This window comes from Mesorhizobium sp. M7A.T.Ca.US.000.02.2.1, assembly GCF_003996995.1.
GTDB lineage: Bacteria > Pseudomonadota > Alphaproteobacteria > Rhizobiales > Rhizobiaceae > Mesorhizobium.
Genome location: NZ_RZTT01000427.1, coordinates 1 through 4945 on the forward strand (window position 1 = coordinate 1; position 4945 = coordinate 4945).

Here is a 4945-nt window from a genome sequence, read left to right on the forward strand (position 1 = left end):
GATCATATACCGTTCACAGCCGCCCACAATAGGCAGGCGGAGATAGGGCTCCGACCCCAGGTCAACAAATGGCCTGGCGGCAGCCAGTTCGGCAGTGTCGGCAGCTTGCGTGTCGCTATGATAGGAATTTTTTCTTGACTCCCTGACCTCAGCTATAGTACATTTTTAACTATGGTGCTGATTTGCGCCAGTGACCCAGCTACGAACCGCTGGGGCATCGAGGCCTTCTTCGCCAAGCTCAAGCAGTGGCGCCGCATCGCAACGCGCTATGACAAAATAGCCGCCAACTTCCTCGGCTTCGTCAAGCTCGCAGCCATCATACTCTGGCTCAAATGATTAAATTGTCACTACAGCCTAGAGCCTCTTGAATCGGAAACGATCATTTCCTATATATCAAGGATGAAAAGGGCTGCACTTGCATCCGTATCCACATCCCGAAGGCCGGGCCGACCCCGCGAGTTCGACATGGACATCGCGTTGGACAGGGCTGTGCGCGTATTTTCGGAGCGTGGCTATCACGGCACCTCGATCACCGACTTGACCCATGTGATGAACCTCGCACAGGGCAGCATCTACAAGGCGTTCAAGGACAAGCAGGGCGTCTTTCTAGCTGCCTTCCAGCGCTACCGCTCGATAAGGACAGAGAAGTTGCGCAAAGCCATCGGCGACAGCGGAAGCGGGCTGGAGCGACTTCGCCGGGCGCTCGGTTTTTACGTCGAGTCCGCACATGGGGAGGAAGGACGGCAAGGATGCCTCGTCGTCGGCAGCGCCGCCGAAATCTCGACCTTCGACCTCGAAGTGGCGCGGCATATCACGACTGCGCTGGAACGCAATGAAGCCCTGCTGACGGACCTCGTCCGTCAAGGGCAGAACGATGGCTCGATCCCTTCTCATGTCGATAGCGAAACTTCTGCCCGCATGATGCTTTGTCTCGTGCAGGGTATGCGGGTGGTCGGCAAGACCGGGCGGAGCCGGGACGACATGCAAGCTGTCGTGGACATCGCCATCAAGTCACTCCACTAACTTTCTTCCTCAATTAGAAAACGAAATTTCCGAATTATGAAGGACGCCTCCGTGATGCAGATTGGATTCTTGGGCCTGGGAACCATGGGCAAACCCATGGCCGCAAACCTTGTCAAAGCCGGATACAGGGTCCGGGTGTGGAACCGTTCGCAAGAGCCGGTTGCCGCTCTTGCCGCGCTCGGCGCCGAGATAGGAACCGATCCACGCCAGGCGGCCGAAGGCGCGGATGTGCTCATCTCCATGCTCGCGGATGATGCGGCCACGCGCGCCGTCGTCATCGACGGCCAGGTGCTGGACGCGCTGAAGCCGGGCGCGATCCACATCAACATGGCGACAGTCTCGGTCGCCTTCGCGAACGTGATGGAGCTACTGCACCGGGAAAAGGGCGTCGGGTATGTCGCGGCTCCGGTTCTCGGGCGGGTGAACGTGGCCGAAGCTGGTCAGCTCAACATCCTTGCGGCAGGTGATGCTGAAGCTTTGGGACGCGTACAGCCGCTGTTCGATATTCTTGGGCAGAAGACATGGTGTTTCGGAAACCAGCCCGAACAGGCCAACGCCATCAAGCTAGCCGTGAATTTCATGATCGGCAGTGCCATCGGGACGATGGGCGAGGCAGTGGCGCTCGCGCAAGGTTATGGTGTCCCCAAGGGCAATTTCGTCAATCTGATCACATCCACGATCTTCGCCGCACCCGTTTACAAGGGTTATGGCGGGGCGATTGCGGAGGATCGCTTCGAGCCGGCCGGCTTCAGGCTGACGCTTGGTCTGAAGGATGTGCGTCTCGCTCTGGAAGCCGGGGAGAAGGTCAACGTCCCGATGCCAATAGGCAGCGTTCTCCGCGACAATCATCTCGATAGCGTTGCGCACGGCGAAGGCCATCTGGATTGGGCCGCGCTGTCGCGTGTTTCCACGCGCCGCGCAGCGCAGCAGTGACCATAGCAGCAGAGGCGCCATCCTCCTTGCGCGGGCTTTCCATGCTGCTGGCCTGCGCATCCGGGCTGATCGCCGCCAACATTTATTATGCCCAACCCCTTGTCGGTCCGATCGGCGCTGCCCTCGGCCTCTCGCCACGAGCCGGAGGGCTGATCGTTACGCTGACGCAGATTGGCTATGGGTTGGGATTGTTGCTCATCGTGCCGCTCGGTGATCTGGTTGAAAATCGCAAGCTCGCGCTCGCATTGATCATCGTGGCTATAGCCGGACTGCTTGGCGCGGCAGCCGCGCCCCACGCGCTTCCCTTTCTGGCCGCCGCCTTGCTGATCGGGATCGGCTCCGTGGCGGTGCAGGTCCTTGTCCCTTACGCGGCACATATGGCGCCCGAAGCGATCAGGGGGCGTGTCGTTGGCAATGTGATGAGCGGGTTGATGCTCGGCATCATGCTCGCCCGGCCCGTTGCGAGCTTGATTACCGAACTCTCGTCATGGCGCGTCGTCTTCTATCTGTCTGCCGTCATCATGGCAGGGCTGGCGGCTGTCCTCGCCTGCAGGCTTCCGCTGCGCGTGCCAGTATCGAAACTGCGCTATGGTGACCTATTGGCGTCAATGGGACATCTCGTGGTGGCGACACCGATTCTGCAACGGCGCGCACTGTATCACGCCTGTCTGTTTGGTGCGTTCAGCCTGTTTTGGACGGCGACACCGCTATTGCTGGCGGGACCGGCGTTCCATTTGTCGCAAGGTGGCATCGCGCTGTTCGCGCTGGCCGGGGTCGCTGGAGCCGTTGCTACGCCGATTGCCGGTCGGTTGGCGGATCGGGGCTGGAGCCGCGCCGCAACGACCTTCGCTATGCTGGCCGTCGCGTGCGCCTTCCTGATGACCCATGTTGCCGTCGAAGGCTCGGCACTGGCGCTCGGTCTATTGGTTGCGGCGGCGATCCTGCTCGATTTCGGGGTGGCAGCTAATGTGACGCTGGGACAGCGCGCCATTTATGCGCTAGGAGCCGAATATCGCTCCCGTCTCAACGGCCTCTACATGGCAACCTTTTTCGCTGGTGGTGCGATTGGCTCCGCTGTTGGCGGATGGACCTATGCGCAAGGAGGTTGGACGCTCGCGTCATCGGTCGGCTTGGCTCTCCCGATCATCGCGCTGATTTGTCATCAGACGGAACGCCCGAGCGACGGCCCGCGATAGAGCCGCCAGCGTTATCGTTGCAGCCATCCCATGCAAGCGTTCGCCGCGCTACCCGTCAGCGCTGCGCTGAGAGCAACCACTACAACAGTGCGAGCAACGTGCATGGAAACCGCGCCCTACGAGATGATTGGGGCTAGCGCAGTTGCCGACGATGCACACCGTCGGGGTCACGCCGCATCCCAGCATCGCTGTTTTTGCCGCGACGAACTGGCATATCGAAGTCCGCCTCCTGGCGGGCGGTGGCTGTTGCACGGTCCATAGCGCCGCACTATGGCTAGCGGCTTGTCAAACAAGGCGACGCAGAATGGCGAAAGACGGCAGCGAGCACGGCGGGATGGGCATCAACACGCGGCTTGCCCATTCGGGCAACAATCCGCATGACTATTTCGGCTTCGTCAATCCGCCGGTGGTGCATGCTTCGACCGTGCTGTTTCGCGACGCGGCTTCGATGGCGGCGCGCACCCAGAAATACACTTACGGCACGCGCGGCACACCGACGACCGATGCGCTTGCCCATGCCATAGACGCGCTGGAAGGCTCGGCAGGCACGATCCTGGTGCCGTCGGGCCTTGCGGCGGTGACGGTGCCGCTGCTCGCCTTCGTCTCGGCCGGCGACCATCTGCTGATCGTCGATACCGTCTATCATCCGACCCGCAATTTCGCCGACACGATGCTGAAGCGGCTGGGCGTCGAGGTCGAGTATTACGCCCCCGATGTCGGCGCCGGCATCGCGGCGTTGATCAAGCCCAACACCAAGGTGGTGTTCACGGAATCGCCGGCCTCCAACACGTTCGAGGTGCAGGACATCCCGGCCATCGCCAAGGCGGCGCACGCCGCGGGCGCCATCGTCATGATGGACAATACGTGGGCGACGCCACTCTATTTCCGTCCGCTCGACCACGGTGTCGACATCTCGATCCATGCGGCGACCAAATACCCGGCCGGCCATTCCGACGTGCTGCTCGGCACGGTGTCGGCCAATGAGAGCTGCTGGACGCATCTTTACGAGAGCTTCTGCACGCTTGGCTGTTGCGCCGGGCCCGACGACGTCTACCAGGTGCTGCGTGGCCTGCGCAGCATGGGCGTGCGCCTCGAACACCATCAGCGCAGTACGCTTGCCATCGCCTCCTGGCTCGAGGGCCAGAAGGGCGTGGCGCGCGTGCTCCACCCGGCCCTGCCCAGCCATCCGGACCACGCTCTGTGGAAGCGAGATTTCTCCGGCTCCAGCGGCATCTTTTCCATCGTTCTTGCCGGTGGCAGCCAGAAGCAGCAGCACGCCTTTCTCGACGCGCTGCGGATCTTCGGCCTCGGCTATTCCTGGGGCGGCTATGAGAGCCTTGCCGTACCGGTCTGGCTCGGCGACCGCGTCGTTGCAAAAGCGCCCTATGAGGGTCCGTTGATCCGCCTGCAGATCGGCCTCGAGGACGTCGACGACCTGAAGGGCGACATCTCGCGCGGCCTGACCGCCGCGGCGGCTGCGTAGCGGAATTCTATTCCCCAAAATTGCGGTTTGCCGGATCAGTTTGGCTTTCAAATTCAACGATGCCGCGTCATTGCGGTGCGATCAGCACATTTTCGACTTCCCCTGGAATACCGGCAGAGTTTTCGACCCCATGGCTTTCCGCCTTTTTGTTCCCATTCTTGCCGGCGCGACGCTGCGCGAGCGTCTCGTCGCCTGTATCGGCGCGACGATCGGCATTGCACTCACCGGCGTGATCGCCAGCCTTGTGCTCGGCGACGGCCCGCATGTGCCGCTGCTGGTGGCGCCGATGGGAGCGTCGGCGGTGCTGCTG

Annotated in this window: 4 protein-coding genes and 2 pseudogenes; all 6 read left to right on the plus strand. The window is 61.8% G+C overall.

What is annotated here, in order from left to right:
• Positions 1-216: 216 nt before the first annotated feature.
• Positions 217-336: pseudogene (locus EOD15_RS28380) on the plus strand (transposase); the annotation flags it as partial.
• A gap of 129 nt (positions 337-465) precedes the next feature.
• Positions 466-1023, plus strand: coding sequence for a TetR/AcrR family transcriptional regulator (locus EOD15_RS28385; RefSeq protein ID WP_245463787.1), 558 nt, complete (start codon positions 466-468; stop codon positions 1021-1023).
• 12 nt (positions 1024-1035) lie between these two features.
• On the plus strand, positions 1036-1956 hold the full coding sequence (locus tag EOD15_RS28390) for an NAD(P)-dependent oxidoreductase (RefSeq protein ID WP_281035282.1): 921 nt from the start codon (positions 1036-1038) through the stop codon (positions 1954-1956).
• Positions 1957-1997: 41 nt separating this feature from the next.
• A complete protein-coding gene (locus EOD15_RS28395; protein ID WP_127319261.1) occupies positions 1998-3152 on the plus strand; it encodes an MFS transporter in 1155 nt (384 codons plus the stop codon).
• 304 nt (positions 3153-3456) lie between these two features.
• Positions 3457-4635, plus strand: coding sequence for a cystathionine beta-lyase (locus tag EOD15_RS28400; protein WP_127319239.1), 1179 nt, complete (start codon positions 3457-3459; stop codon positions 4633-4635).
• Between the two features lie 130 nt (positions 4636-4765).
• A pseudogene (locus tag EOD15_RS28405) lies at positions 4766-4945 on the plus strand (hypothetical protein); the annotation flags it as partial.